At 63.1% G+C, this 24,834-nt stretch carries 21 protein-coding genes; 8 read left to right on the top strand and 13 right to left on the bottom strand.

Features of this window, described 5'->3' with window-relative positions:
• The first annotated feature begins 23 nt into the window (after window positions 1-23).
• The 5 genes from AC1DUR_RS11460 to AC1DUR_RS11440 all read left to right on the top strand — a co-directional run bounded on the left by AC1DUR_RS11460 (window position 24) and on the right by AC1DUR_RS11440 (window position 6,941).
• Window positions 24-998 (top strand): Bug family tripartite tricarboxylate transporter substrate binding protein, encoded by a 975-nt coding sequence (locus AC1DUR_RS11460; protein ID WP_477717374.1) that lies wholly within the window; start codon window positions 24-26, stop codon window positions 996-998.
• 22 nt (window positions 999-1,020) lie between these two features.
• On the top strand, window positions 1,021-1,479 hold the full coding sequence (locus AC1DUR_RS11455; protein WP_477717373.1) for a MarR family winged helix-turn-helix transcriptional regulator: 459 nt from the start codon (window positions 1,021-1,023) through the stop codon (window positions 1,477-1,479).
• A gap of 33 nt (window positions 1,480-1,512) precedes the next feature.
• Window positions 1,513-2,817: a homogentisate 1,2-dioxygenase gene (gene hmgA / locus AC1DUR_RS11450; protein WP_477717372.1), complete on the top strand. Its 1,305-nt coding sequence runs from the start codon at window positions 1,513-1,515 to the stop codon at window positions 2,815-2,817.
• Window positions 2,818-2,884: 67 nt separating this feature from the next.
• A complete protein-coding gene (gene fahA, locus AC1DUR_RS11445; RefSeq protein WP_477717371.1) occupies window positions 2,885-4,162 on the top strand; it encodes a fumarylacetoacetase in 1,278 nt (425 codons plus the stop codon).
• 259 nt (window positions 4,163-4,421) lie between these two features.
• Entirely contained in the window at window positions 4,422-6,941 is a 2,520-nt protein-coding gene (locus AC1DUR_RS11440; RefSeq protein WP_477717370.1) for a YgiQ family radical SAM protein, read from the top strand.
• A gap of 249 nt (window positions 6,942-7,190) precedes the next feature.
• Here AC1DUR_RS11440 and AC1DUR_RS11435 read toward each other — a convergent pair whose 3' ends face one another.
• From AC1DUR_RS11435 to AC1DUR_RS11410, 6 genes are all read right to left on the bottom strand, one after another.
• Window positions 7,191-8,165, bottom strand: coding sequence for an IS5 family transposase (locus tag AC1DUR_RS11435; RefSeq protein WP_477717369.1), 975 nt, complete (start codon window positions 8,163-8,165; stop codon window positions 7,191-7,193).
• A gap of 331 nt (window positions 8,166-8,496) precedes the next feature.
• Window positions 8,497-9,291, bottom strand: a complete 795-nt coding sequence (locus AC1DUR_RS11430; protein WP_477717368.1) for an amino acid ABC transporter ATP-binding protein — start codon at window positions 9,289-9,291, stop codon at window positions 8,497-8,499.
• Entirely contained in the window at window positions 9,288-10,187 is a 900-nt protein-coding gene (locus AC1DUR_RS11425; protein ID WP_477717367.1) for an amino acid ABC transporter permease, read from the bottom strand. The genes AC1DUR_RS11430 and AC1DUR_RS11425 overlap by 4 nt, the downstream gene beginning before the upstream one ends.
• Entirely contained in the window at window positions 10,184-11,080 is an 897-nt protein-coding gene (locus AC1DUR_RS11420; protein WP_477717366.1) for an ABC transporter substrate-binding protein, read from the bottom strand. Before AC1DUR_RS11420 ends, AC1DUR_RS11425 begins: the two co-directional genes overlap by 4 nt.
• Window positions 11,081-11,113: 33 nt before the next feature.
• Window positions 11,114-11,920, bottom strand: coding sequence for a deaminated glutathione amidase (locus AC1DUR_RS11415; protein ID WP_477717365.1), 807 nt, complete (start codon window positions 11,918-11,920; stop codon window positions 11,114-11,116).
• Between the two features lie 38 nt (window positions 11,921-11,958).
• Complete coding sequence (locus tag AC1DUR_RS11410; RefSeq protein ID WP_477717364.1) at window positions 11,959-12,915, bottom strand: substrate-binding domain-containing protein; 957 nt, start codon at window positions 12,913-12,915, stop codon at window positions 11,959-11,961.
• A 133-nt stretch (window positions 12,916-13,048) separates the two neighbouring features.
• Here AC1DUR_RS11410 and AC1DUR_RS11405 point away from each other — a divergent pair, with 133 nt between their 5' ends.
• Window positions 13,049-14,380 carry an aminotransferase-like domain-containing protein gene (locus tag AC1DUR_RS11405; RefSeq protein WP_477717363.1) on the top strand — a complete coding sequence of 444 codons (1,332 nt, stop codon included), beginning with the start codon at window positions 13,049-13,051 and terminating at the stop codon, window positions 14,378-14,380.
• Between the two features lie 48 nt (window positions 14,381-14,428).
• On the opposite strand, the gene AC1DUR_RS11400 is transcribed toward AC1DUR_RS11405, so the two are convergent.
• The gene (locus AC1DUR_RS11400) at window positions 14,429-14,632 is read right to left on the bottom strand and encodes a hypothetical protein (protein ID WP_477717362.1); all 204 of its coding nucleotides are present in this window, start codon (window positions 14,630-14,632) and stop codon (window positions 14,429-14,431) included.
• A gap of 178 nt (window positions 14,633-14,810) precedes the next feature.
• Between AC1DUR_RS11400 and AC1DUR_RS11395 the strand changes: the two genes are divergently transcribed.
• Window positions 14,811-15,731 carry a DMT family transporter gene (locus AC1DUR_RS11395; protein WP_477717361.1) on the top strand — a complete coding sequence of 307 codons (921 nt, stop codon included), beginning with the start codon at window positions 14,811-14,813 and terminating at the stop codon, window positions 15,729-15,731.
• 22 nt (window positions 15,732-15,753) lie between these two features.
• Here the strand turns inward: AC1DUR_RS11395 and AC1DUR_RS11390 are convergent, their stop codons facing one another.
• From AC1DUR_RS11390 to pobA, 3 genes are all read right to left on the bottom strand, one after another.
• On the bottom strand, window positions 15,754-16,434 hold the full coding sequence (locus AC1DUR_RS11390; RefSeq protein WP_477717360.1) for a DUF1294 domain-containing protein: 681 nt from the start codon (window positions 16,432-16,434) through the stop codon (window positions 15,754-15,756).
• Window positions 16,435-16,482: 48 nt separating this feature from the next.
• Window positions 16,483-17,412, bottom strand: a complete 930-nt coding sequence (locus AC1DUR_RS11385) for a CoA transferase (RefSeq protein ID WP_477717359.1) — start codon at window positions 17,410-17,412, stop codon at window positions 16,483-16,485.
• A 181-nt stretch (window positions 17,413-17,593) separates the two neighbouring features.
• A complete protein-coding gene (gene pobA, locus AC1DUR_RS11380) occupies window positions 17,594-18,763 on the bottom strand; it encodes a 4-hydroxybenzoate 3-monooxygenase (RefSeq protein WP_477717358.1) in 1,170 nt (389 codons plus the stop codon).
• Window positions 18,764-18,890: 127 nt separating this feature from the next.
• Between pobA and AC1DUR_RS11375 the strand changes: the two genes are divergently transcribed.
• A complete protein-coding gene (locus AC1DUR_RS11375; RefSeq protein WP_477717357.1) occupies window positions 18,891-19,736 on the top strand; it encodes an IclR family transcriptional regulator domain-containing protein in 846 nt (281 codons plus the stop codon).
• A 30-nt stretch (window positions 19,737-19,766) separates the two neighbouring features.
• Here the strand turns inward: AC1DUR_RS11375 and AC1DUR_RS11370 are convergent, their stop codons facing one another.
• The 3 genes from AC1DUR_RS11370 to AC1DUR_RS11360 form a co-directional block, all read right to left on the bottom strand.
• Window positions 19,767-23,537, bottom strand: coding sequence for a PAS domain S-box protein (locus AC1DUR_RS11370; RefSeq protein WP_477717356.1), 3,771 nt, complete (start codon window positions 23,535-23,537; stop codon window positions 19,767-19,769).
• Window positions 23,538-23,656: 119 nt separating this feature from the next.
• Window positions 23,657-24,373: an ABC transporter ATP-binding protein gene (locus AC1DUR_RS11365; RefSeq protein WP_477717355.1), complete on the bottom strand. Its 717-nt coding sequence runs from the start codon at window positions 24,371-24,373 to the stop codon at window positions 23,657-23,659.
• A partial coding sequence (locus AC1DUR_RS11360) for an ABC transporter ATP-binding protein C-terminal domain-containing protein (RefSeq protein WP_477721645.1) occupies window positions 24,370-24,834 on the bottom strand: 465 nt, incomplete at its 5' end. The genes AC1DUR_RS11365 and AC1DUR_RS11360, both read right to left, overlap by 4 nt.

Here is a 24,834-nt window from a genome sequence, read left to right as displayed (position 1 = left end):
ATTCATTTCTGTCTGGAGACAACATGCAAAACCTTCCCGCTTTCATCCGCCGTTCGATGGCGCTCCTGGCCTTGGCCGCAACGGCCGCCTCGGCGCAAAACTTTCCCACCCGGCCCATCGAGTGGGTGGTGCCTTACCCCGCCGGTGGTGGTTCCGACGTGGTGGCTCGCTCGCTGACTGAAGCGATGGGCAGCGCGCTGGGGCAACCGATCGTCATCAACAACAAGCCGGGCGCCGCCACCAACATCGGCGCTGACTATGTGGCCCATGCCAAACCGGACGGCTACACGGTTCTGACCGGCGACACCGCCACGCTGGCCGCGAATCCGGCGCTCTACACCAAGCTGAGCTACAGCGCCGAAAAAGACCTGGCGCCCATCGGCCTGCTGGCCCGCTTTCCCATGATCCTGGTGGTCAACCCGGCGATTCCCGTGAAGAACCTGGCCGAATTCACGGCCTGGGCCAAGACCCAGAAGTCGGGGGTCAGCTACGCCACACCGGGCGCGGGCAGCCCGCACCACCTGGCAACGGAACTGTTTCGCGGCAAGACCGGATTGAACCTGGTGCATGTTCCGTACCGCGGTGCGGCGCCGGCGGTGCAGGATGTGACGGGTGGCCAGCTGCCCTTCATGTTTGTCGATACGGCCAGCGGCATGGCTTTCATCAATGCGGGGCGCCTGCGTCCCATCGGCATTGCCAGTCCGCGCCGCGTGAAGAACTTCGAAACCATTCCCACGCTGGATGAGCAGGGCCTCAAGGGCTTTGAGGCCTATGCCTGGCAAGGTCTGGTGGCACCGGCCGGAACGCCCGCCGACGTGATCGGTAAACTGAACAAAACGCTGGTGGACGCGCTCAATTCCACATCGGTGAAAGCACGCTTCCAGGTTCTGGGGCTGGAGCCCACGCCCAGCACGCCGGCCCAGATGGCTGCTTATGCCAAGGCCGAACGCGAAAAGTGGGCGCAGGTGATTCGCGCCAGCGGCATCAAGCTGGACTGAACATGAACAAGCCGGACTGACCATGATCAAGCTCGACAGGACCCTGACTTACCGCCTGCATTTGCTGCACAAGCTGACCGACATTGAAAGTCAGCGAGCCTATGTGGCCGGGGCAGGGCTGTCCATGAGCGACGGCCGCTGCCTCACGGCGGTGGGCACTTTTGCGCCGCTGTCGGTTAACGACTTGGCCAAAAAGGCCAACCTGAACAAGGGGCAGGCCAGCCGGGCCGCGCAGTCGCTGGTCGACCAGGGCCTGGTGCTCAAGGCTGCCAGCCCGACGGACGGACGCGGCGTGGTGCTGACGCTCACGCCCAAGGGCAAGGCGGCATGGCAGCGCGCCATGCAGGTGGTGGGGCAGCGAAACCAGGAGATTTTCAATGTGCTGAGCGCTGCCGAGCGGACCCAGCTCAGCGATTTTTTCGACCGCCTGATCGATCAGGCCCGGGCCAATGGCGACGCTGCTGATGACGCCGCTGATTGAAATTCAGATTGAGATTCACTTTGGAGAGATGCGATGAACACAGACGCCTTGTGCTACCAGTCCGGTTTTGGCAACGAATTTGTCAGTGAAGCCGTTGCGGGCGCCTTGCCCGAGGGCCGTAACAGCCCGCAGCGCGCGCCCCATGACCTGTACACCGAGCTGTTGTCGGGCACCGCCTTCACGGCGCCGCGCGCCGAGAATCGCCGCAGCTGGCTGTACCGCCGCCAGCCGTCTGTGGTCAGCGGCGCTTACCAGGCCTATGCACAGCCGCAGTGGACGACCGGTGCGGCGGGCGGCATGGCCGTTGCGCCCGACCCGCTGCGCTGGAACCCGTTTGCCATTCCGGCCGAGGCTCTGGACTTTGTGGACGGCATGCGCACCGTGGCGGCCAACGGCGATGCCGAGGCCCAAAACGGCATGGCCGCGCATGTGTATGTGGCCAACCAGTCCATGTCGCAGCGCGCGCTGGTCAATGCCGACGGTGAAATGCTGCTGGTACCGCAGCAGGGCCGGCTGGTGCTGACCACTGAACTCGGCCTGCTGGCGGTCAGGCCCGGCGAGGTGGCCGTGGTGCCGCGCGGCATGGCCTTCAGCGTGGCACTGCCGGACGGCGCTTCACGCGGCTACGTCTGCGAGAACTATGGTGCGCATTTCCGCCTGCCGGAACTGGGACCGATCGGCTCCAATGGCCTGGCCAATGCACGGGATTTCATGGCGCCCACGGCGGCTTTTGAAGACGCTGGCGCACCGGCCGGCGGTTTCGAAATCATCAAGAAATTTGGCGGCCGCTTATGGACGGCGATGCAGCCGTGCAGCCCATTCAACGTGGTCGCATGGCACGGCAACCTGGTGCCGTACAAATACGACACCGCCCATTTCATGACGATTGGCTCCATCAGTTACGACCATCCGGACCCGTCCATTTTCACGGTGCTGACTTCGCCATCGGACACCCCCGGCACGGCCAATTGTGACTTCGTGATCTTCCCGCCGCGCTGGCTGGTGGCCGAAAACACCTTCCGTCCGCCCTGGTATCACCGCAACCTCATGAGCGAATTCATGGGGCTGGTGTATGGCCAGTATGACGCCAAGCCCGAAGGCTTCAAGCCGGGCGGCGCTTCGCTGCACAACTGCATGGTTCCGCACGGCCCCGACGCCGAGGCCTTTGAGAAAGCCAGCACCGGCGAGCTGGCGCCGCACAAGCTGGACAACACGCTGGCTTTCATGTTTGAAAGCCGCTACCGCTTTATTCCCACCGCATTCGCCATGGAAGGCGGTGCGCTGGATACCGGTTACCTCAGTTGCTGGACTGGCCTCAAGGATCAATTCAAGCCCTGAGCTTTTTGCACAACTTCGCACGGCTCATCACCCCCTTCAAGGCGCCACGGCGTCAAGGATTTGCATCATGAATGATTTGGTCAATGCCACCCACGACCCGGCGCTTCGCAGCTGGGTGACTTCTGCCAACGCGGCGGACACCGACTTTCCGATCCAGAACCTGCCGTTCGGCCGTTTCCGGCGCACCGGCAGCACGGAGGCCTTTCGCATTGGCGTTGCCATTGGCGACCAGGCGCTCGACCTGAAAGCCGCCGGCCTCATCGCCACGGATGACATGAACGCCTTGATGGCCATGGGCGCAGCGGGGCGCCAGACCCTGCGCGCGGCGATTTCCGAAGGCCTGCGCGAGGGCAGCCGCAACGAGGCGGCATGGCTCAGCGCCCTGCTGCCGCAGGCGGAGCTTGAAATGGCCTTGCCCTGCCATATCGGCGACTACACCGACTTCTATACCGGCATTCACCATGCCACCACCGTTGGCAAGCTGTTTCGCCCTGATGCGCCGCTGTTGCCCAACTACAAGTGGGTGCCGATTGGCTACCACGGCCGTGCATCCTCGATTGGGGTGAGTGGGCAGTCGTTTCCGCGCCCGCTGGGCCAGACCAAGGGCCCCAACGAAGAAGTGCCGGTTTTACGGCCCAGTCACCGGCTGGACTACGAACTTGAACTGGGCGTTTTCATGGGGCAGGGCAATGCGCTCGGCGACCGACTCACGATGGACCAGGCGGAGGCTCACGCCTTTGGCATGGTGCTGCTCAATGACTGGTCGGCGCGCGATGTGCAGGCCTGGGAATACCAGCCACTGGGGCCCTTCCTGGCCAAGAACTTTGCCAGCACCATTTCCCCCTGGATCGTGACGATGGAGGCTTTGGCGCCTTTTCGTGCGCCCTTCGTGCGACCCGAGGGTGACCCGCAGCCATTGCCTTACCTCGACTCGCCGGGCAACCGCCAGCAAGGCGGTATCGATGTGGAACTCGAGGTCTGGCTGCAGACCCAGGCCATGCGCGATGCCGGTCAGGGTCCGGAGCGCCTGTCGCAGTCCAGCTTTCGCGATGCCTACTGGACAGTGGCGCAAATGATCACGCACCACACCATCAACGGCTGCAACCTGCAGGCGGGCGACCTGCTGGGCTCCGGCACGCTGTCGGGCGCCAAGCCCGAGCAGGCCGGCTCGCTGCTGGAACTGAACTCAGGCGGAAAGAACCCGCTGACGCTGGCCAATGGGGAAACGCGCACCTTCCTCGAAGACGGTGACTCCATCATCCTGCGCGGCTACTGTGTGCGTACCGGTTTCCGTCGCATCGGCTTTGGCGATTGCCAGGGCCGGGTGCTGCCTGCGCGCGGCTGACAGCAGCCCTGCGGAGCGCGGGTCTTGCTGGTTGCTATTTGTTTAATAGCGTCATGTTCAAGTGTTCATTKGGATGGTGCCTGATTTTTGGATGAATTCTGGCCCTTTTCCCAGGTTCGCCCTGAAGGTGCACCCCGAACCGGGCAGACGCCTGACTGGGCGCTTTCACCACGCCGCAGGCAGTTTGTAGGGCTTAAATGCCGATTAAAGAGGCAAAAGTGAGGGTAAACCTTACAATCGAGGGTTACCTACGCCCCTCATGAACGCCCCCATCGACGTCTCCTTCTTCACGCGCGCCGCCAAGCCGCTGACCAGTTACCGCAAGTACTGGGCGGCCCGTTTCGGCACGGCGAAGTTTCTGCCCACCAGCCGGGCCGAGATGGAAGCGCTTGGCTGGGACAGCTGCGACATCATCATCGTCACCGGCGACGCCTATGTCGATCACCCGAGCTTTGGCATGGCGGTGATCGGCCGCATGCTCGAAGCACAGGGCTTTCGCGTCGGCATCATTGCGCAGCCAGAGTGGCAGAGTGCCGACCCCTTCAGGGTGCTGGGCAAGCCCAACCTGTTCTTCGGCGTGACCGCCGGCAACATGGATTCGATGATCAACCGCTACACGGCCGATCACAAGATTCGCAGCGATGACGCTTACACACCGGGTGATGTAGGCGGCAAGCGGCCCGACCGCGCGGCGCTGGTGTATTCGCAGCGCTGCAAAGAGGCGTTCAAGGACGTGCCCATCATCCTGGGCGGCATTGAGGGCTCGCTGCGCCGCATCGCGCACTACGACTACTGGTCCGACAAGGTGCGCCGCAGTGTGGTGGTTGATTCGAAATGTGATTTGCTGCTGTATGGCAACGCCGAGCGCGCAATTGTCGAGATCGCGCACCGCCTGGCCGCCAAAGAACCCGTGGCCAGCATGACGGACATTCGCGGCACCGCCTTCATTCGCCGCAGCGGCGATGAAACGGCGCAGGGCTGGTTCGAGATCGACTCGACCAGCGTCGACACCCCGGGCCGCGTCGAGGCGCATGTCAATCCTTACCTGATGATTTCGGAGCAGGCCAAAGAGCAGGGCGCCACCTGCGCCCGCGAAGACGAGGCCGCTGAAGTGGCGATGAAGGCCGAGGCCAATGCCAAAGCAGCGGTATTACCCCCTCTCCCCCTGGGAGAGGGCAGGGGTGAGGGCGCGGCGAAGCCGCTTCAGGCCCTTGCTGGCGCACAGGCTGCCGTCAAGGCAAATGCGGGGAGCCCTCACCCTAACCCTCTCCCAAAGGGAGAGGGGAAAAAAGAGGGAGGCATCCAGGCCAACCCGGCCATCAAGCCGCTCACCTTCGTTCCCAACCCCAGCCTTCCGCACATGCAGGGCAAGATCAAGGTCCCGCCGCGCGACCGCTCGGTGATCCGCCTGCCGTCGTACGAGCAGGTCAGAAGCGACCCGGTGCTGTACGCCCACGCCAACCGCGTGCTGCATCTCGAAACCAATCCCGGTAATGCGCGGGCGCTGGTGCAGGCCCATGGTGAAGGCGCCACCGCGCGCGACGTGTGGATCAACCCGCCGCCCATCCCGCTGACCACGGCCGAGATGGACTATGTGTTCGATTTGCCTTACGCACGTTCGCCACACCCGGTGTATGCCGACGAAAACGGCAGCCACGACCACGCCACCAAGATCCCGGCGTGGGAGATGATCCGCTTCAGCGTGAACATCATGCGCGGCTGCTTTGGCGGCTGCACCTTCTGCTCCATCACCGAGCACGAAGGCCGCATCATCCAGAGCCGCTCCGAAGACTCGGTGATCCGCGAGATTGAAGCCATCCGCGACACCGTCAAGGGTTTTACCGGTGCAATTTCAGACCTGGGCGGCCCAACCGCCAACATGTACCGCATCGGCTGCAAGTCGCCCGAGATCGAGGCGGCCTGCCGCAAGCCCTCCTGCGTGTACCCGGGCATCTGCTCCAACCTCAATACCGACCACAACCCGCTGATCAAGATGTACCGCCGCGCGCGGGCACTGAAGGGCGTGAAGAAAATCCTCATCAGCTCCGGCCTGCGCTACGACCTGGCCGTGCAAAGCCCCGAGTACGTGAAAGAGCTTGTCACGCACCATGTCGGCGGCTACCTCAAGATCGCGCCCGAGCACACCGAGCAGGGTCCGCTCACCAAGATGATGAAGCCCGGCATCGGCAGCTATGACAAGTTCAAGCAGATGTTCGACAAGTACAGTCTTGAGGCCGGCAAGAAGCAGTTCCTGATTCCCTACTTCATCGCGGCCCACCCGGGCACCAGCGACGAAGACATGATGAACCTGGCGATCTGGCTCAAGAAAAACGGCTTTCGCGCCGACCAGGTGCAGACCTTTTACCCGTCACCAATGGCCACGGCCACGACGATGTACCACACCAACAAGAACCCGCTGCGCAAGATCACGCGCGACAGCGAAACGGTGGACATCGTGCGCGGCGAGCGCCGCCGCCGGTTGCACAAGGCGTTTTTGCGCTACCACGACCCCAACAACTGGCCGGTACTGCGCGAAGCGCTGAAAGCCATGGGTCGCGCCGATTTGATCGGCAACGGCAAACACCATTTGATCCCGACCTTCCAGCCGCTGACCGATGGCAGTTATCAGAGCGCGCGCCGCAAGAACTCGACCACCGTGGCGCTGAAGACCCCCACGCCGGTCAAGGGCCGCATCTTGACGCAGCACACCGGGCTGCCGCCGCGCGACAACGGTTCGGGCAAGGTCGCCGGCAAGCCGCCGGTGCGCAAGGCACGCTGATACTGTCTTGTCATTGCGGGCCTGACCTGCACTGCTGGATCACAACGAGTGGTGGTTTGTGCGGTGTGGATCCAGGGTCGAGTCCGGGATGACAGAAGCAGAAAAGTGCCTAGGGCTACGCTGAATAAGCCCCGTCAAAGAGCCCATGCGGGTCAATGACGGAGCGATTGTGTTCAAACGGGTCGCTGAGCGACCTTCCTTGAGGCCCCCTGGGCCTGTTTCTTGGGCCTTTCGGCCCGTTTTCCGCCCTCATGGGCGCACCTGTGCCATCAGCCGTTGTCGGCTGAGGTAGATGTTGGCCAGCGCCAATGCCGTAAAGGCGCGTGTAGCGTTCTTGGCCAGCCCGCGGTAGCACACCTTGCCAAATCCCCACAGCCGTTTGACCACGCCGAACACATGTTCCACCCGCGCCCGGATGCGTGACTTGCTGCGGTTTTTGATTTTGACCGCTTCGTCCACGATGCCGTTGCGCCGCGTGCGCTGGTTCGTGAAGTCTTTGGCCATGGGCGCCTTGCCCTCAATCAGCGTCTTCTGGCTGGCATAGGCCGAGTCACCGTACACACGCCGCTCTTGCCCATGCAGCAAGTCAGGCAGCGGGTGCTTGTCATGCACATTGGCCGCTGTGACCACGGCGCTGTGCGCCAAGCCGCTTTGGCTGTCCACCCCGATGTGCAGCTTCATGCCGAAATACCATTGTTTGCCCTTGCGGGTTTGATGCATCTCGGGGTCGCGCGCCTTGTCCGCGTTCTTGGTCGAACTGGGCGCACCGATGATGGTGGCATCCACGATGGTGCCGGTGCTGAGCTTGAAGCCTCGAGCCTGCAGTTCTTGCCCTACCTTGGCGAACAGAGCCTCGCCCAGCTTGTTGTCGTTGAGCAGGCGTCGAAACTTGAGCATGGTGGTGGCGTCGGGTACCGGCTCTCGGCCCAGATCGATGCCCACGAAACGGCGCAGGCTGGCACTGTCGTACAGCGCCTCCTCGCAGGCCAGATCGGCCAGGTTGAACCAATGCTGGATAAGGTGAATGCGCAGCATGCGCTCCAGGCCAATGGGCGGGCGTCCGTTGCCGGCCTTGGGATAGTGCGGCGCGATGACTTCGCACAGGGCTGACCATGGCACGATCGCGTCCATGGTCTTGAGGAACTCTTCCCGCCGCGTGGGCTTGCGGAACTGTTCGAATCCCAATCCTTGATCGGCTGCCATTGCCAGGCTTTGTTGTTTCATCGTCAAGTAACGCCTCTCCCTCAATTGCCGTGGACCTTAATCAGCATTGCCCTAGCTGAGCCGTTTCGCCGCCTTTCCTCAGGAAAAATCGACCTCCAGCCCTTATCCTGCTGGCGCCAGCAGCTATCAAATAAGTAGCGTCTCTGGCTCCGGCATCCATCGCTGCAGCGCTGAAAGTGAGCCTCGTTTTACAGCGAGGCCATGCCACGAGACCGCAGCCTGCTGCAGCACACCACCACATCGAAGGTGGAGCGCGTGGTCTTGCATGCCGTGCCAGTGCAGTGGAGCCCCAGCTCCGAAACGGCCCCCATCCCGCGGGCCGGGCAAGCGGTTAGATAAACCGGCTGAGAAATGCTCTTGTCCGTGGATGCTGGGGATTGCAGAGCACCTCTGCCGGCCGGCCTTGTTCAACGACGACGCCACCGTCCATGAAGACGACGCGATCGGCCGCCTCCTTGGCAAATCCAATCTCATGTGTGACGACGATCATGGTGAGGCCTTGGTCGGCCAGGTCGCGCATGGTGGCCAACACCTCTCCGACCAGTTCCGGGTCGAGGGCCGAGGTCGGCTCGTCAAACAGAATCAAGGTAGGCTGGATGGCGAGCGCTCGGGCGATAGCCACCCGCTGTTGCTGGCCGCCCGAAAGCTGGCGTGGGTAGGCCTGTGTCTTCTCGCTGAGGCCGACCTTTTCCAGCAATTCAAGGGCCCGTGCACGGGATTCGGTTTTGCCGCGGCCGTGCACGCCAACAGGGGCTTCCATGATGTTCTCCAGCACCGTCATATGTGGGTACAGGTTGAACTGCTGAAAGACCATGCCGATATCGCGGCGTTGGTGCGCAATCGCTCGCGGGGACAGGCGGTGCAATCGTTCGCCGCGAAGTTCGTAGCCTATCTGCTGGTCACCGACGGTGATGGAGCCCTGATCCATCGTCTCCAGGTGATTGATGCAGCGCAAGAAGGTGGATTTCCCTGAGCCGGAGGGGCCCAGAATGACGACCACTTCGCCCGCCTGGACATCCATGTCGATGCCCTTGAGCACTTCGTTGTCGCCAAAGCGCTTGTGGACATTGCGTGCCCGTACCAGGGGCTTGCCCGTTTCCGCGGCTTGCGGGATTGGCGTGGTCATACCTTGGCCTCCTGTTCGCCCTTGGCGTAATAGCGCTCGATGGCGCTCTGGCCCACATTCAGGACGGTTGTGATCAGCAGATACCAGACCACGGCAACCATCAGCAATGGGATCACCTGGAACGTAGCGTTGTAGATGTTCTGAACAGAATGCAACAGGTCGCCCATGGCAATCACGCTGACGATGGACGTCGCCTTGACCATGCTGATGAGTTGGTTGCCGGTGGGCGGTACGATGGAGCGCATCGCCTGCGGAATCACAATTCTGCGCAGGACGCGGTTGCGTGTCATGCCGAAAGCCAGGGCCGTTTCCATCTGGCGTGAATCCACCGAGATAAGACCGGCCCGGATGATTTCCGCCATGTAGGCAGCCTCATTGAGCGCCAGCCCGGTGATGGCGGCAGTCAGTGGCGTGATCAGGTCATTGGTGTTCCACGTTGCGAACGTCGGGCCCCACGGGATCCCCAGCGACAGCGTGGGAAACAGCGTGGAGAGGTTGTACCAAAATAGCAGCTGCACCAGCAGTGGCAGGCCCCGAAAGAGCCAGACATAGAGCCCGGCAAAGCCGCGCAGGAATGGGTTGTCCGAGATACGGGCAATGGCCAGGACAAGCCCGATAGCAACCCCTATGACCATGGCCACAAGCGTCAGCCCGAGTGTCACCAAAAGCCCGTTGATCACGTTTTTTTCGGCGAGGAATTTACCGACAACCTCCCATTCAAAATTCTTGTTGGTGACAAGAATCCAGACGAGCTGGAGCGCCAACAGACAAAGCACACTGACACCCAACAGGCGGCCATAGTTACGCGAGACATGCGCATGGGCCACATTGCGTTGCCGGGCCTCCGCTACGGGATCAGCGACTCCCCGATGCAGAGCCTGGATGGCCTTGCTCATTTAGCCAGTTTCCCTGCCAGATTGACGCCTGGCGTCTTGAGCATGTTGTCGCCCAAGCCCCATTTTTTCATGATGATGGCGTAGGTGCCGTTGCCATTGAGCTTTCGCATGGCTTCCAGGACGACCTCACCCAGGACCGAACCCTTCTGAACCACCGCGCCCTGGTAGAGATCATCAAAGCCATTTTTCTTGCCAATGCCCGTCAACTCCAAAGCGCCGTTGGCTTGCTGGACAAAGTAAGTCAGCGGGGCATGGGAGGAAAAGAAGGTGTCGGCCCGCTTGGCGTTCACGGCCAGGATGGATGTCGGCTGATCTGCATACGCCTGGACTTCGACGGCAGGCTTGTTGGCGGTGGTGCAGGCAATGGATTGCTGCCGGATGACTTTTTCTGCGGACCCTCCGGCCATCACGGCCACTTTGCCGCCACAGGTGTCTTCCAGTCCGTTGATGCCCTTGGGATTTCCTTTGGGTACGGCGAAGACCACGTATTCCTGCACAAAATCGATGAAGTCAACAGACGCTTCACGGTCGACAAAATCACCGATGGGCCCCATGGAAAACTGGTAGCGCCCCGACTTGATCCCCAGCAGCAGACCGGACAGGCCATTGACGGGTGCAAGGTTGATCTTGACGCCCAGTATTTCGCTCAAGGCCTTGATGAAATCTGCACTGGCGCCAGTCATGGACTGGCTGCCGGTCACGATGGTGTACGGAGGAAAAGAGCCATTGTTGGCCGCGGTCATCTCTCCGGCGGCAAGAATCTCGGCCGGCAGTTTGGCGCGCAGCCTGGCATCCAGGGGCTGAACCGGGATCTTGACTTCCTGAGCGTAAACCGTGGAGCCGGCCAGTACGGCGGCGACGAATGCAGTGCAAAACAGGTGGCGGGTAAACATGGCGAATATCCTTTGTAGTGGCAATGATGGCAATCAGTCGACCCTGTTTTTGAGCACCGGCTTGTCGAAGCGCCGGTTTTCGAGCACCGGCAACACCATCTTGGCATGTGCGATGCGTGCGGGGTCAAGCTCGGCAAATAGCAGTGCCGGGGCTTCGGCTGCACCCGCAATGGTGACCCCTAGCGGATCGATCACCCGGCTGTTGCCGATATTGCGTTCCCCGCACTCGCCAACCGCCACCATATAGCATGTGTTTTCCAGTGCACGTGCGGTCACCAGCACCTCCCAGTGCATTTCCTTGAGCGGCCCTTTCACCCAAGCCGCTGGCAAGACCAGCACATCGGCGCCATCCAGCGCGAGCCGGCGAGCCAGTTCAGGAAACCGCACGTCGTAACAGGTCATGAGGCCGACTTTCATGCCGGCAACCTCCACCAGCGGCGGAACGTCCAGGCCGGGCGTGACGTTGGCGGACTCCTTGGCCGAGAAAGCATCATAGAGATGAAGCTTGCGATATTGGGCCAGGATCTCCCCATTGCGGATGGCAATTAGCACGTTCCAGACCCGACCTTCGACATTCGACGGGACATGCACGCTCATCATCGTGGTGAGCGGATTGCCACGGCTTGCGCTTAACAGTTGACTGACAAAGGGGCCGTCGAGTGCTTGCGCGGCCTTGCGGACCAGATCGGGATCCGCAATATCCCGGGCGAGGATGCCTTCTGGCAGGACGAGGAGATCTGCGCCCTTCGACAGGGATTGCGCCATCAGGCTCAGGCAGGTTTTCAAATTTTCTGGCCAGTCCCGGCTTACGGCAAATTGGCCCAGTGCGACTTTCAGCATGCTTGGTTTCCTTCAACTTTGATTTAAGTGGCATTGGTTTAAGCGGCTTCACCGGGGAACAGATCGGCCGGATTCAACAAACCTGGCGTGATTTCCTGCGCATGCAGTTCCTGGCAAAAGTCCGTCAGCATGCGTTCATTGGCCTTGAAGCCGCTCGCGTTCCAGTTGCCTGGCAGATCGCGTGCACTTTGCCGGATTTCGTCCAGAATCCAGGGCGTGGTATCCGCATATTTCATGCGCTTTTCCATCCATACACGGCTGGACTCCGCAAAAAGTGCGCCCAGGGCCTGCGGTATCCAAGGGTGTTCGGCCACGATGGCGGGCTTGAGCCCCAGCAGGTGAATGCCCGGCATGTAACCTACTTCCTTGAAGTAGGCCACCTCTGCCGCGCGGCAGTCGGACTGCAGCGTGCGCAGGCCGGAGCCGGGCTCGAAAAATCTTGCCGGCATGAACGGCGTAAAAACGGCATCCAGCGCACCCTCGCGCAACAGGTCGACAAGCGGGCGTTCACCCGGCGCGATGCTGATACGCCCAGGGCGGCCGAAACCGTTGAGACGCTCCTGGATGGGATGGTCTTCAGACAGGCGTCCGACGAACCATTCGGCATCTGCGATTTCCACCCCTTCCCGGCGCAGCAGGGCACGTGTCCAGGTATTGCCGGAGTCTTGCCACCCCGTCATTCCGATGCGCTTGCCGGCGAGCGCGCGCAACTCGGTGAGCGGGCTCGCCGCGGTGGTGATGATGCAGTGCTGGCGAAATCCCCGCATGATGAAGTACGGAATCCCGACGATGGAGGTGTCACCGCGGGCCCGGCTTTGTGCATAGCGGCTAAGCGACATTTCGCCACCGTCATAACGCGGATCCGTCGCCAGATTGTTTTCCAATGCGTTGACACGATGGAGTTCCAGGTTAAACCGATTTGAGCGCACATCGCCAAGCACCAGTGGGGTGATGAAATCCCAGTCACGTACCGCGAGTTTGATGCTGATTTCCACTGCAATCCTTGTCTGAAAGAGGTGATTAATTTGGGCTGACAAAGTCATTGGGGATGACTTCTTGAGATGAATATTAAATGTTTAAAATTATTTGTACTATATAATTTTTGTTACTGAACAAAGTATTTTCCCTATGCACCAAAACATTACGGCGGCGCACCTTGGTGCGTCATTAAAAGGCCTTGCAACCCGCGCGATGGCCGTCAAAATGGCCGCTTTGATCCGTTCTGGTGCCATTCCCATTGGCTCCCAATTACCCTCCGTTCGGGATCTTGCCGAGGCGATGGGCGTCAGCCCGGCAACGGTTTCGGCCGTCTGGCAAGAGTTGCGACGGCATAAAGTCATTGCGGGTATGGGGCGCAACGGGGTATGGGTCTGCGGCAACAAACCGTCACCAAGACCCGCACGCTTTGAAAGCGTCGGTAATTTTGGCCAACATATCGTTGCCGATCTCACCTACGCCTCGCCTGATCCTGCGCTCCTGCCTGATTTGTCCCAGGCCTTGTTGCAGGGGGTGAAAACTCCGCAATTGAACAGCTACCGACGCGACCCCATTACGCAGGCGCTGCGTGAAGCGGTGACGTCACGCTGGGCGTATCCGGCAGAGGCCTTTATGGCCACGAATGGCGGGTTTGACGGCGTATTGATGACGTTACAGGCGCTGCTGATGCCAGGATCGGCGGTCGCCATTGAAGACCCCACCACGGCGCGCCTGCTCGATATTCTGGATCACATCGGCGCGGACGTGATTCCTGTGGCCTGTGACGAAGACGGGCCGAAGGCCGACTCACTGGCGGCAGCACTCCAGAAAAAACCAGCCGCCTTTATCTACCAGCCCCGCACGCACGCGATATGCAGCCATAGCGTGAGCGCGCAACGCATGCAGGAGCTGGCCAAGGTGTTGAAAAATAGCGAAACCCTGATCATCGAGGATGACGGTATCGGGGATGTTTCATCCCAAGCTGCAGTGAGCCTGGGTATGCACTATCCAGATCGCACGGTCCACATCGTGTCATATTCCAAATCCCTGGGGCCGGACCTGCGTTTGGCGGTTCTTTCGGGTTCGAAGGAAGCGGTGGAGCAGATTCAGGCCTACCGGAATTTTGGGGCCAGCTGGACCAGCCGCATTCAGCAGGATGCGGTCGCCTGGATGCTGAATGATCCGGGCAGCTTGGCTGCGGTGGCCAACGCCAAAGAGGTGTATGCTGCGCGTCGCAACCGTTTGATTGAGGCCTTGAAGCCACTGGGAATCAGGGTGCCCGGTCAGGACGGACTGAGTGTCTGGATTGCGGTGCCTTCGGAACAGTTCGCCATGGTCACGCTGGCAGTCCGTGGATTCGCGGTGTTCCCCGGTTCCAGGTTCGGCATCAAGCCGCATTCACACATTCGCGTCGGCACCAGTTTGCCGATGGAGCATGTGGCTTCCCTTGTGGAAGCGATTGCCCTTTGCATGCATGCAATATGAGTCGGCCAAGCATCCCTGCCTCCCCAGCCCCGAGCGTCAGACAGCTCGTCAAGCCCGGCGATTCGATGCCAAGCAGGTTGCCAGCCCTGGCACACCGTGCTCCACCGGGCTTTGAATCAGGAAGTCCCTGGCCGCTTCTTGCAGTGCCTGGATTTTGAGGCGGATGGCCATACCATCCATCAAGGCAACCGCGAAACGATCATCGCTGTGCGGATCGGGCGCAAGTGCTATGGGCACTATGATGTCGCCCATGCACCTCCAGCTTTCTCCCCCCTCCGCAACTCTGTAATGCACCCGGCTTGACGCCGGGCTGCGCATGCGGCTGCGCTATGTTCTGCACGAACGGCGCACAGCTTTGAGTTGACGCGCCTGCTCCCTTGATCTGGCAACAAAGCCCTGCGGGCAGGCGCATGGATGGAGAAATTTTTTCATGAAAACCCAGACATCGGCCACCCTGGCCTGGGGCGGCGTCTTGCTTGCGGGCGTCTTGTGGGGCGTGGGCGCGCTGGTCGCCCAGTCTGTGATGGCTGGCGGCATGGCGCCGTACAGCCTGTCTCTGGCGCGCTTTGCGCTCGGCTTGCCGCTCTTGTGGTGGTGGCACTGGCGGCAAGTGGCGCCGGGAAAAAATGCAGGGAAAAGATTGGGCGAGTGGCGGCAATTGCCCTGGCGCGAACGGGGGCTGATTGTGGGCACGGGTCTGGCGATGGCCATGAATGTGACCAGCTGGTTTGCCGGCATCACCTACATCGGGGCAGCCTTGCCCACCGTGATTTCAATCTGCTGCGCACCGGTGATCGTCGCTTTGCTGTCCGTGTCGCGCGGCTATGAGCGCGCCAGCGGGCGGCTGGTGGCGGCGCTGGTCCTGGCATTGGGCGGGGTCGGGCTGATCGTGATGCCTGCGGAGGGCCTGAGCCTGCCGAAGGACTACGCCGTGGGCCTCGCCTGGTCATTTGCTTCAGCGGGCCTTTATTCCGTGGTGGTGCTGGGCAATGCGCGCATGCCTGCGTATGTGCCGGCGGTCAGCGCCTCGGCCTGGAGCATGACGGTGGCTGCGCTACTGATGCTGGTGCTGGCCAGCGCGCAAGGCCTGACCTGGCCGCGCGACACCACCGCCTGGCTGCAGGTGGGCTACACCGGTGTGTTCACCACCTCGATTGCCTACCTGGCATTTGCCTGGGGCGCGCGCCGCCTGTCGCCGACGGCGACGGTGGTGGGCACGCTGATTGAACCGCTGGTGGCTGCGGTGGCGGCGGCGTGGTTGTTTTCCCAACCGCTGACAGGGCAGCAGGGGCTGGGGGCTTTGCTGCTGGGTGCGGCCATGCTGTTACTGGCACGCCGGCACCCAGCTTGAAGGGGCCAGAGAGCCTGTAAAGCTATGTATTCAGCAGCGAGTTCTGCAAGGGTCTCCAGAACAGCCAACCCGTCAGGACCATGCAGTGCAACACCACGGTGGCCCAGTAGGTCGTGCGGAAAGACTCCTTGCTCGATTTGTGCCGCAGGATGTGCTGGGCGAACCAGGCACCGGGCCAGCCGCCCAGCAGGCCGAACAGATGCAGCGTGTTTTCCGCGGTGCGCCACTGGCCTTTTTGCGCCGCGTATTTGTCGGTCCAGTAAACGAAGAACGTGATGAGATTCAGCAGCAGGGCTATTGCCAGCGTCAGCATCGGCAAGCGACTTGCCCAGATGCCCCACCCGATCAGCATGGTCCAGGCTAGCATGAGGAGCAGGGCGGGGCCGGCGGGGGCGGTGGCCGGGGTCACGGTTGAACGCCGCGGCAGGTGCTGCGGGCGGTTGGCGTTGCGGCTACTCCGGGTGGCCTGAGCAGGCACCCTGCGCGCAGGTGCGCCAACGGGCGCAACACGCGGAGCATAAGCCGCAGCCTGAACGGCCATCGCGCGTGGCCCCTTGCCGCCGACGTGAATTTCCTCAAATGTGACTATCAATCCCTCGTGGGGCGCTGCTGTGCCACGAAAATCCTTCGCATGGAAAAAAATATCGGCGCTTGCGACCGCGCTGCGAATGAATCCGAATCCGCGCGCCGCGTCCCAGCGCACGATCGTTCCTTGTTGTCTCATGGGCTGATCTGATTTGTAATGGCTGGCTTATTTGGCCAGTGTATGCAGCGGAATATCTTTCTCTGCCGCCAGCTTGTCCAGCTCCTTGCGCGTCTTGCCCAGCAGCCAGCCTGCTATCGCCTGATGCGTCGCGGGTGCAAACATCGCCTTCATGCCGGACCTCTCAACACCCGCAGCCGCGCACAGGCCGGCTGCAAAATGCGGCTCCAGCGCCGCCACGGTCACCCGCCCATCCTTGCACGGGTAGACGCGGTAGCCGGCGTGGCCGCCGCCAACGGCCGCGCCGGGCTGGGTCAGGCCCCAGGCTCGCGGCAGGGCCAGGTAGCCTGCGGCGCCTGAAAGGGCCACCTCCAGGTATAGGCCTTTGGCTTTGCTGCGCTGGTGCATCACGGCCTGCAGGACGGCCTCGCTGGCCATCAGTGAGCCGCCCATGTCGGCGTAGAGCGTTGCGGGCAATTCGAGTCCGGTGACCAGGTCGTTTTCGGCCAGGTAGGTGAGGTCGTGGCCGGGCTCTTCGGCGCGCTCGCCCGGGCTGCCGACGATGGCGACCTGGCTCAGGTGCGGGTGCTGCTTGTGCAACGCCTTCCAGGTCAGCCCCAGTTTGGCCAGTGCCGATGGCCGGAAGGAGGTGAGCAGCACGTCGGCTTTGGCCAGCTCGCGGTGCAGCAGCTTCTGGCCGCGTTCGGTCTTGAGGTCGGCCACACTGGTGCGCACGCCGGCGTGCAGTGCGGCGTAGGCCGTGGCGTTGTACTGCTTCATCGGATCGCCTGATGCGCCGGCGGGTGCGCCTGGGGGCGCGGGCGGTTCCAGCTTCACGCAGCTGGCACCCATCCGGCGGCAGCGCATCAGCGCCGCAGGGCCGGGCAGGTTGAGCGCCAGGCTGACCACGCGCACGCCCTTGAGCGACTGAAGTGGGGCGGGGGTTTTGCGGGAGGGAGGCAAGTCAGAAGGCGGCATGGGTGGGGACCTGGAGGGACAGGAGGCTGATTATGGGTGAGCCCGGCGTGGTTCGCTGGCACCTGTCAGCCCGCCCCGGAGCCCACCTCGTGCCGGGCACTTGTTGAACGGCCATTCGCCGCCGTCAACCGGCCCCCGGCCAATCAAGCCGCTTAGGGCACTGCTACTCAAACCACTCCGGTCACAGCGGCAGGCCGACGTAGTTTTCTGCCAGCGCGGTGGAGGCCGCTTGCGAGTGAATCAGGTAGTCCAGTTCCGCCTCCTGGATCTTCTCCCCAAAGCCGCCTGAATCGGGAAACTTGTGCATCAGCGAGGTGAACCACCACGAGAAGCGCACGGCCTTCCAGACCCGGCGCAGGCAGGTGTCCGAGTAGGCGTTGATACCGCCTTCGCTGCCCGCATAAAACTCTGTCAGCGCGCGTGCCAGGTAACCGACGTCGCTGGCGGCCAGGTTCAGGCCCTTGGCGCCGGTGGGCGGCACGATGTGGGCGGCGTCGCCCGCCAGAAAGAGTCGGCCGAAGCGCATGGGTTCGGCGACAAAGCTGCGCAGGGGGGCAATGCTTTTTTCAATCGACGGGCCCGTTTGCAGCTTGTCCGCGAGATCGGGCGCCAGGCGTCGTCGCAACTCGTCCCAGAAGGCCTGGTCGCTCCAGTTCTCGACCTTGTCATCGAGTGAGCACTGCAGGTAGTAGCGGCTGCGTGTGTGGCTGCGCATGCTGCACAGCGCAAAGCCGCGTGCGTGGTTGGTGTAGACCAGCTCGTGGGAGACGGGCGGCGTGTCGGTCAGCATGCCCAGCCAGCCAAACGGGTAGATGCGCTCAAAGGTCTGCAGCGCACTCGCCGGCACGCTGGCGCGGCTCACACCGTGGTAGCCGTCACAGCCGGCAATGAAGTCGCACTCGACCTCATGCGCGATGCCATGCTGCATGTAGCGCACCTTGGGGCGCTCGCCGTCAAAGTCGTGCAGGCTCACCTGCTCTGCCTCGTAGGCGGTCGCCAGGCCCGCTGCGGCGCGGGCGTCCATCAGGTCGCGGGTCACCTCGGTCTGGCCATAGACCATGACCTGCTTGCCGCCGGTGAGGTGGTGCAGGTCAATGCGGTGATGGGCACCTCCGAAGTCGAGCGAGAAGCCGCCGTGCAGCAGGCCTTCGCGGTGCATGCGCGCACCGACGCCCGCCTCGTCGAGCAGATCGGTCGTGCCTTGTTCCAGCACGCCGGCGCGTATGCGGCCCAGCACATACTCGCGGCTGTGCCGCTCAATCACGATGGCATCTATGCCGGCCTTGTGCAGCAGCTGGCCCAGCAAATGCCCGGCCGGGCCACCACCCACAATCGCTACCTGTACTCGCATGGTCGTCTCCTGTGCCTCTTCAAGGCATGTTGTCCTGGGTTCCAAGCGTAGGCTGCTGCGCGCCGCAGGGCTAGAGGCCGCGGGCGCCATTGCACGATGTTTGGCGCACTTGTGCGATGATCGCGCAATGGTCACTGCAAAAACCGTTTCCCCTTCCCAGGGGCACTTTCAGATCGCCAAGGCCGACATGATCGAAGGCATGGCCAAGGGCATGGCGGTGCTGGAGAGTTTTGACACCCAGCGCCAGCGCCTCAATGCCACGCTGGCGGCCGAGCGCGCCGGCATCACGCGGGCGGCCGCGCGCCGCCATTTGCTGACGCTGACGCACCTCGGTTATCTTGAAACGGACGGCAGCTATTTCTGGCTGGCAGCCAAGGTGCTGCGGTTTTCAGGCAGCTACCTGGCGACGGCACGCCTGCCGCGTGCCGTGCAACCCACCCTCAACCGGCTCGCCGCCCAGACCCAGGAGTCGTTTTCAGTCGTGGTGCTGGACGGCGACGAGATTGTCATCATCGGGCGCAGCGGGTTTGAGTGGAAGACGTTCACCGACGGCAAGACCGCACCGGCCCGGCTGCTGGCTTATGGCCTGCATCTGGGGGCGCGTTTGCCGGCGCACGCGACCTCGACCGGCCGGGTGTTGCTGGCTGCCAAGACCAAAAGCGAGTTCAACGCATGGCTCAAGGCCAGGACCGAAGCCGGCAGCCTGGCCCGGCTGACGCTGCACACGACGACCGATCCCCGCAAGCTCCGGGCGCTGATTGACCAGGTGCGTCTTGACGACTACTGCGTCGCCAGTGAAGAGCATGAGCTCGGCGTCCATGCGCTGGCCGTGCCGCTGCGCGACATGCAGGGGCGGACGGTGGCTGCGCTCAATGTGGTGTCGTCCCCGCAGCGGACGACGCCCGACGCGCTGCGGCGCGATCTGCTGCCCTTGCTGCTGGACGCTGCGCGCGAACTGCGGCCCCTGTTATAGAGGCAGGCTGCGATAGAGACAGGCTGCGGCTCACAACTCCTCGCCCGGCAGTGTGAAAAAGAATGTCGCCCCCTTGTCTGGCGCCGACTCGGCCCAGATGCGGCCACGGTGGCGCGCAATCACCCGGGCCACGGTAGCCAGCCCGACGCCGGTTCCGGCATATTCCGACACGCTGTGCAGCCGCTGAAAGGTGCCAAACAGCTTGTCGGCATAGGCCATGTCGAAGCCGGCGCCGTTATCGCGTACAAAGAACGCGCCCTGCGCCGTTGACCGGCCAACCGTGATCGTGGCCTGGGCCCGGCGTGAACTGAACTTCCAGGCATTGCCCAGCAGGTTTTCCATGACGGAGCGGAGCAGCCGGCCGTCACCGTGCACGAGCAGTCCAGGTTCGATGCTGCAGACGGCCTGGCGCGTGCGCTCGCCGGCCTGCAAGCGCTCAAGAATTTCGCTGGCAATGGCGCTCAGGTCTACAGCTTCGTGCCGCAGTTCGAGGCGCGCCACATGCGCCAGCGACAGCAGGCCTTCGATCAACTGGCCCATCTGGCCGACACCGGACTGGATTCGGGTGAGGTAGTGCTGCAGCTTCTTGCCCTGGTTGCCCTGGTTGCCGTGGAGCTCCTTGGCCAGCAGGCGGCTGAAACCGTCGACCGTCGTCAGCGGTGAGCGCAGGTCGTGGGAGACCGAGTATGAGAAGGCTTCAAGCTCTGCGTTGGACAGCCGCAGGGCGGTCTCGATTGCCTTGATCTCGGTGATGTCGGCGTCGATGCCGACCCAGAAGATGACTTCACCGCGTTCATTGCGCACCGGCGATGCGCGGTATGACATGGTGTGGTAGGCGCCGTTCCTGGCACGCAGCCGCCGCATCCCGGTGAACAGGGTGGGCTCTGCGCTGGGCACCCGCCAGTTTTGTGTCGCGGCAGCCACGTCGTCCGGATGCACGAGCCCGACCCAGCCGTGGCCGTGCCAGTCGGGCGGTGCACCACCGACGAGCTCATACCAGGCCCGGCTGAAAAAGGTGGCGGCGCCCGCCGGATCCACGGTCCAGATTGGCTGGGGCGCCTGCTCGGTCAGGGTGCGGAACAGCGCCTCCTGCCGCGACAGTTCACCGCTGCGCTGGATGATTTTTTCTTCGAGCCCGCTGTTCAGGTCCTTGACCTGGGACAACAGGTTCACGTTGTCAATCGCGATCGAGGCAAGCTGGGCCAGTTCCGTGGCCACGTATTCGTCCTGCTGCGTGAATTCACCCTCGAACTTGTCCGACAAATGCAGCAAGCCGATGTTGCCGCCATCGCGGCCGGTCAGCGGCACGGCCAGCCAGCCGCGCAGGGCCTGGTGTTGCCCGGCGGTCGTGTTGATCCCGCACCAGCGCGGATCGGCCTGCAGTTCGGCCTGGGTCAGCCGCACGGCACGCCGGGTCTCACAGGCCATGGCATGGATGCCTGTGCCCTCGGGGCTGTCGGTCCAATGCGGCTGGCCCCCATATTTGTCGGACAGCGACCGGGCCATGATGGCCTGCGTCCCTTTGCCTTCACGCAGCAGACTGATGGCCGACTGGTGTGCGCCGATGATGGCGCGGGACTGCTCGGCCACTTCCTGCATCATGGTGTCCAGTGCCTGATGCTGCGTGATGGCCTGGGCTGCATCCGCAACACGCTGCAGGGTCTGCAGGTAAGCCTGGACCTCCTGCTCGGCCCTGACCCGCAAGGTGATGTCGAACGCCACGGCAAATACCGCGTCTCGCCCGCCGTAGCGGATCACCCGACGGATCAGTTCCACCGGGAACTCGGTGCCGTCTTTTTGCCGGTGCATCCAGAATTCGGGGGTGTCCATCGGCAGGCCGGCAGCCATGAGTTGCCGCAGGCGTGCCTGCTCGGCAGCGGGGAGCAGGTCTGCGGGCGTCATGGTGACGAATTCTTCGCGTGAATAGCCGTAGAGCCGGATCGCCGTGTCGTTGACGGCGATGTGGTGATTGTCTTGCCTGTCCATGACCCACATCGGCACCGGCGCGGCATCGAACAATGCCGCATGGCGCTGTTCGCTCTCGAGCAGGGCCTGTGCGGCCAGCTTGCGTTCCGTAATGTCCTGCAGCGCGCCGTGCATGCGTGTGATGGTGTCCTTGTCATCGCGCACTGCCTGGCCCATCGAACGCACCCACACCGTGCGTCCGGCGGGCGTGAGCATTTCCAGTTCCACGTCGAAGGGCGTGCCGTGATTCAGGCAATCCTGCGCCACTTTCGTGGCCAGTTCACGCCACTGGGGTGCGCAAAGGCCTATGGCTGACTCCAGTGTTGGCGCAGTGCCCTTTGGCAACCCGAGAATGTGGGAGGCTTCATCGGACCAGATGAAGCGCATGTCGGGGAGCTCCAGCGCCCAGCCGCCGAGCCTGGAAATGTGCCCCGCGATGCGCATCAAGCCGGTTTGGACCTGGAGCGTTGCCTCGGCCCGTTTGAGTTCATCGACGTCGGTCGAGGTGCAGTACCAGGAGACGATGCGTTCGGCGCGGTCGCGGTTTGGCGTGGCGCGCACCAGTTGCCAGCGGTAACTACCGTCCTTGCAGCGCAGGCGATGTTCGTTGGGACGGCTCTGGCCGGTGTCCAGCATGTGCCGCATGTCGTCCATGGTTCGCTGAAGGTCGTCGGGATGGACGTGGTCGAGCCAGCCGCCCCTCAGCGCCGCCTCCAGGGGCTCGCCGGTCACCTCGCACCATTGGTCGCTGACGAAGGTCAGCCTGCCGTTGCCATCGGTGATAAACACGATCTGTGGCATGGCCTGGGCCAATTGGCGAAAGCGCAAGTCGGTGCCCGCGCGTTTGCGTGACTGCCAATACAGCAGCATCGACAGCAAAACCACCGTTGCCGCAGCGGCCAGCCAGATTACGGATGACAGCGTGGCAAAGCGCCTCCAGGGCTCCAGGACATCGTCATACAGGGGGGCGACCGTGACGAGCATCCCGCTGTACGGCGAGAGTGTGCGGTAAGAGACGACGCGCTCACGGGCGTCGACTGCGCTGGCAACGGTAAATGTGCCCTGCGGGCCGAGGGGAAGATGTTTGGTGAACAGGGGCTGGGTGGAAAAAAACTTGCCCATGGCCTGCTCATCGATCGGGCTGCGCATCATGAGCAGGCCATCGCTGCGAAACAGTGCGATCGCACCGCCTGCGCCCAGGTCGATATCCCGCCAGAGGGTGTCGAAGTAGGGTGGCTCCACCGCTGCGACGATCACGCCCGTCAGTTCCCCGCTGGCCGAGCGCAGGGGGCGCGAGGCGCTGATCAGCCAGGTGCCGGTAGTGCGGCTGCGCACCGGGGCGCCGATGTGAAAGCCCGTGGCCGGGCGCTGTTGGTAGATCTGGAAATACTCGCGGTCCGCCAGTTGGGCGCCGATGTTGCCGGTGTCCGAATCAAAAACAATGCGGCCGTGGCGGTCCAGTATCCAGAGGGCGCGTGCGAAAGGCAGCTCCTTAAGCTGCTCGCGCAGCATGGCCCGGCCGGAATCCTCGGTCAGCCGCTTTTCCGCTTCGAGCGCCTGCAGCCGGCTGGCAGCCAGTTGCAGGCGCTGGTCGGCGGCCTGGAAGGTGCGGCTGGTCTGCTCTGCAATCACCTGCGCCAGCGACCGGGTCAGCTTCTCGCCGGCTAGGAGGGCTTCGTTTCGCAGGTAAAACAAGGCGACTGCAACCACGCAACCCGACACGACGATGAGGGCGGTGGCCGTCCAGATGATCTGGCGCCCCGCGGATGCATACCGTTCGGGGTCTTGTGGGAAATGGGACTGCCGGAAGGGCGCGTCTTGCCAGGGCCACCGCATGCGTCCCGACCTTTCAGTTTGCCCTGTCACCAGGTCCTGCGGGTGACTGTGGCCAGTTGCTCAGTAAGCGGCGATGATGCCATGCGGGGAGCGCTTTGTCGATTGCGCCTGCGTGCTGCTCAAACGCCCAGATACAGCTCCAGCAGTTCAGGCCTGGCATGCAGCTCGGCCGAGCTGCCCTCAAAGACCACCTCCCCCTTGAGCAGGATCACATTGCGGTCGGTGATCTGCGTGACATGCTTCCAGTTCTTGTCCACGATCACGCTGGAGATGCCGGTTTCCCGCACCAGCTGGCAGATGCGCCAGATGTCCCGGGCAATCAGCGGCGCCAGGCCCTCGGTCGCCTCATCCAGGATCAGCACATCCGGATTCGTCATCAGCGCCCGGCCGATGGTCAGCATCTGCTGCTCCCCACCCGACAGCTGCTGCCCGCCATGGCTAAGGCGCTCCTTCAGGCGCGGAAAGGTCTCCAGCACCCGCTCATAGGTCCAGTCGCGCTGGCCCCGCGTGCCCGCGCGCGCCGCCATCTTCAGGTTCTCCACCACGCTCAGGTTGCCGAAGATGCCCCGGCCCTCCGGCACATAGGCCACGCCCAGCCGCGACACCTCATACGGCGCCCGGCCCAGCATCGGCCGGCCCATGATGTCGATCGAGCCGGCCCGCGGCCTGACCAGCCCCATCAGGCTCTTGAGCAAGGTGCTCTTGCCCATGCCATTGCGCCCCATCAGGCCAATCGTCTCACCGCGCGCCACCCGAAAGTTGATGCCGCGCAGGATGTGGCTGGCGCCGTAATAGGTGTGGATGTCTTTCGCCTCAATCAACAAATCGGTGTTCATGTGTGTTCTTCTCCGAGGTAGGCGGCCTGCACCCCGGCATCGGCCCGGATCTGCGCCGGCGAGCCACTGGCGATCACCTGGCCGTTGACCATCACCGTCAGCTGGTCGGCCAGCGCAAACACCGCATCCATGTCGTGCTCCACCAGCAGCATGCCGTGCTCCTGCTTCAGCGCCAGCAGCAGCGCCACCATGCGCTCGGCCTCCGCCACCCCCATGCCCGCCAGCGGCTCGTCCAGCAGCAGCACCTGCGGCTCGGTCGCCAGCGTCATGGCGATCTCCAGCTGGCGCTGCTCGCCGTGGCTGATGGTGCCGGCGATGCTGTGCCGGCGGCTTTGCAGCCCGGCCAGCTCCAGCGCCCGTTCGGCGCGGCCGTTGATGGAGGCCATCCGGCCGGCGCGCTGCAGCCAGCGCCCGGCATGCGGCTCGCGCGACTGCGCGGCCAGCCGCACGTTCTCCCAGAC

It is taken from the genome of Polaromonas sp. P4_F4, from assembly GCF_056401355.1.
This window is presented reverse-complemented; position numbering and strand designations above follow the sequence as displayed.

Bases quoted from the DNA above. Each gene is read 5' to 3' on its own strand.
- pobA (WP_477717358.1), bottom strand. From the start codon at position 18,763: ATGCGAGTACAGGTAGCGATTGTGGGTGGTGGCCCGGCCGGGCATTTG.
- AC1DUR_RS11420 (WP_477717366.1), bottom strand. From the start codon at position 11,080: ATGTTTACCCGCCACCTGTTTTGCACTGCATTCGTCGCCGCCGTACTG.
- AC1DUR_RS11385 (WP_477717359.1), bottom strand. From the start codon at position 17,412: ATGCCGCCTTCTGACTTGCCTCCCTCCCGCAAAACCCCCGCCCCACTT.
- fahA (WP_477717371.1), top strand. From the start codon at position 2,885: ATGAATGATTTGGTCAATGCCACCCACGACCCGGCGCTTCGCAGCTGG.
- AC1DUR_RS11405 (WP_477717363.1), top strand. From the start codon at position 13,049: ATGCACCAAAACATTACGGCGGCGCACCTTGGTGCGTCATTAAAAGGC.
- hmgA (WP_477717372.1), top strand. From the start codon at position 1,513: ATGAACACAGACGCCTTGTGCTACCAGTCCGGTTTTGGCAACGAATTT.
- AC1DUR_RS11425 (WP_477717367.1), bottom strand. From the start codon at position 10,187: ATGAGCAAGGCCATCCAGGCTCTGCATCGGGGAGTCGCTGATCCCGTA.
- AC1DUR_RS11365 (WP_477717355.1), bottom strand. From the start codon at position 24,373: ATGAACACCGATTTGTTGATTGAGGCGAAAGACATCCACACCTATTAC.
- AC1DUR_RS11375 (WP_477717357.1), top strand. From the start codon at position 18,891: ATGGTCACTGCAAAAACCGTTTCCCCTTCCCAGGGGCACTTTCAGATC.
- AC1DUR_RS11395 (WP_477717361.1), top strand. From the start codon at position 14,811: ATGAAAACCCAGACATCGGCCACCCTGGCCTGGGGCGGCGTCTTGCTT.
- AC1DUR_RS11435 (WP_477717369.1), bottom strand. From the start codon at position 8,165: ATGAAACAACAAAGCCTGGCAATGGCAGCCGATCAAGGATTGGGATTC.
- AC1DUR_RS11400 (WP_477717362.1), bottom strand. From the start codon at position 14,632: ATGGGCGACATCATAGTGCCCATAGCACTTGCGCCCGATCCGCACAGC.
- AC1DUR_RS11440 (WP_477717370.1), top strand. From the start codon at position 4,422: ATGAACGCCCCCATCGACGTCTCCTTCTTCACGCGCGCCGCCAAGCCG.
- AC1DUR_RS11455 (WP_477717373.1), top strand. From the start codon at position 1,021: ATGATCAAGCTCGACAGGACCCTGACTTACCGCCTGCATTTGCTGCAC.
- AC1DUR_RS11415 (WP_477717365.1), bottom strand. From the start codon at position 11,920: ATGCTGAAAGTCGCACTGGGCCAATTTGCCGTAAGCCGGGACTGGCCA.
- AC1DUR_RS11460 (WP_477717374.1), top strand. From the start codon at position 24: ATGCAAAACCTTCCCGCTTTCATCCGCCGTTCGATGGCGCTCCTGGCC.
- AC1DUR_RS11430 (WP_477717368.1), bottom strand. From the start codon at position 9,291: ATGACCACGCCAATCCCGCAAGCCGCGGAAACGGGCAAGCCCCTGGTA.
- AC1DUR_RS11370 (WP_477717356.1), bottom strand. From the start codon at position 23,537: ATGCGGTGGCCCTGGCAAGACGCGCCCTTCCGGCAGTCCCATTTCCCA.